General features: G+C 59.5%; 1 protein-coding gene and 1 pseudogene. Both read left to right on the forward strand.

The features are described 5' to 3' along the window. Positions 1 to 180 precede the first annotated feature (180 nt). Positions 181 to 1268, forward strand: a pseudogene (locus QT222_RS02285) (matrixin). Between the two features lie 204 nt (positions 1269 to 1472). Continuing rightward, entirely contained in the window at positions 1473 to 1793 is a 321-nt protein-coding gene (locus QT222_RS02290) for a toprim domain-containing protein (protein WP_137685695.1), read from the forward strand. Positions 1794 to 2354: the final 561 nt, after the last annotated feature.

The following is a 2354-nucleotide window of genomic DNA, read 5'->3' on the forward strand; positions in this document are numbered from 1 at the left end:
ATGATGAGGGTGACGAGGACGACCACGAGGATAGCTTCGAGTTCGATGACGAGGGGGGCGAGGACGACCACGAGGATAGCTTCGAATTCGATGATGAGGGTGACGAGGACGACCACGAGGATAGCTTCGAGTTCGATGACGAGGGTGGCGAGGGCGACCACGAGGATAGCTTCGAGTTTGATGACGAGGGTGACGAGGACGACCCTGCCGATGACGACGAAGATGATGAGGACGGCTTCGAGTTCGATGATGAAGACAGGGCTGACCACACCGACGATGACGAAGATGATGGGGACGGCTTCGAATTCGATATCCACGACGAGGACAACCCTGTCTACGTCGAAGAAGGGGAGTCCGAACCAACCGATGACGCAGTGGAGCAGTCCGGGCCGTGGGGGTCCGAACCGGTTGTTATCGCCCTAGAAACCCCTGACGACGGCCGTAACTACACCTCGCTGGTGAACGAGGCGACGACGTTCTGGGAGGCGAACGACGCGCGCTATCTCGGCTCCGAAATCGACTACGAGGTCGACGCGGACGCGCGGAATCCGGACCTCGTCGTCCGCTTTTCGGACGACATCCCGGAGTGTAGCGGGCAGGTCGACGCCGTCGGCTGTGCACCCTACATCACGGACGAACGTCAAATCGACCGGCCGATGACTGCCTACATCCGAACCGGGTTCAGCGACGACTCGACAGCTGAAATCATCGAACACGAACTGGGACACACACTCGGTCTCGCCCACGGCGACGAGCCGGCCGAACTCATGGATGCGACGGGAATGGTCTACACGCTTCCGCGAACCAACGCCACCGAGAAGGCGTTTCCATGGGCTGACTCGCACTTCACCGTCTACATGAACGATAGTGGAGCGGCCGACCCGGATGCGGCCCGCGAGCAGGTTCACCACGCCTTCGACTACTATGACGACGACGCACCCGGAATGCCCGACAATCTCACGTTCACCTACGTAGACGACCCCGAGAAGGCGGATATCCGCCTCCACGTCTCCTTCGGTGAGACCTCGCCGTGCGCCGCGGGTGCGGATTCCTTTGCCGCCGCCAGTGGGTACGACCCCGACGGAGACAAAGCGCTAGAGACGTACGACACCCTCGGCATCGTCCTCGTCGACCTTGACTCCGACGCCGTCGGCTGGCATGTGGGCTACTGGACGGCCCACTATCTGGGTGCCGAGGACGACGAAGAAAAGCCCGAACCATTCAGAAACGCCACGTACAGTGACCGACGGAGTGAGTGGTGGGAGTGACCGAGTGGACTGAGTCCTCATAGGAAGGGGCGTCCGTCACGTCGGCGATACTATCGTGCTCTGTGAACTGCAAGCAGACAGAACGATTGATTCTGTCTCGGGTCCCACCGTGAAGTACTCGGGTGTTCAACCCCTACTCTACTTGTTGTGCCGTACCGAGAGCAAGCAGCGTGGCGGCAGGACCTTCTCGAGCTGATTCAAGAGATGAGCCGAGCCGTCGACGCCGCCATCGTCGAGGGGCAGAACGACCGGCGTGGGCTTCGAGCCGCGGGTTTCGAGAAACGAATCTACACCTGTTCAGAGGCTGGGCGGTTGGTCCCGTTTGCGACCCAAATCGACGAGGAGGAGGTCGTTATTCTCACCGACTTCGACCCGGCAGGCCGAAAGCTGAACGCGCGGTTGCGTGAACTGCTGGCCGACTCACAGGTCAGTCCCGAGTGGCGACGTAAGGTCGGCGCGCTGTTGACGCCATACGACCGTCGGGACATCGAGTCGCTGAACAATCTCTTTCGGCACCAGTGGTAGGCAGACAGGAACTCAGCGGTCGTTCGCATCGATTATTGTCTCGTTCCAGTCGTGCTCGAACCGGCCCACAGACCTCGTCGGCGACGTCGGCGCTAGGAAGCGAGCGATGACCGGACAATCGACGACGTGTACAGATACCTCAAAGAGCTCGGAGTTCAGGACTACGAGGCGAACTTACCGGAGTTTGAAGACGATTAACACCGGAACACAGCGCAACGGCGTGCGATAATCACGATTGGCGTACTGGCCCAGCGCGGAATGTCGCGAACAACCCGTCTCCACTGGTTTGGAATTGCGTTCGGGGTTGGTCATACTACTCACAGCCGCTAGAGCCCGACTGTTGGCACTATCCCGGCGAACCCCCTCTGGGTGGTTCGGAGCTCACGCCCAAGCGTCCGGAGAATCCTGACGCCGAATTACGAAACACTGAAAGTGGATGTTGAGATCCTCAGTGAACGCTCTCCCGAGATGTTCAAGAATCTACAAGATATGGGCTGCGAAGGTAGCGAGTAGCGGGCGCGATAATTTTTTTACTGGGTGACGTGTAACTCTAGATTGCTT

This window comes from Haloferax sp. s1 (genome assembly GCF_058382125.1).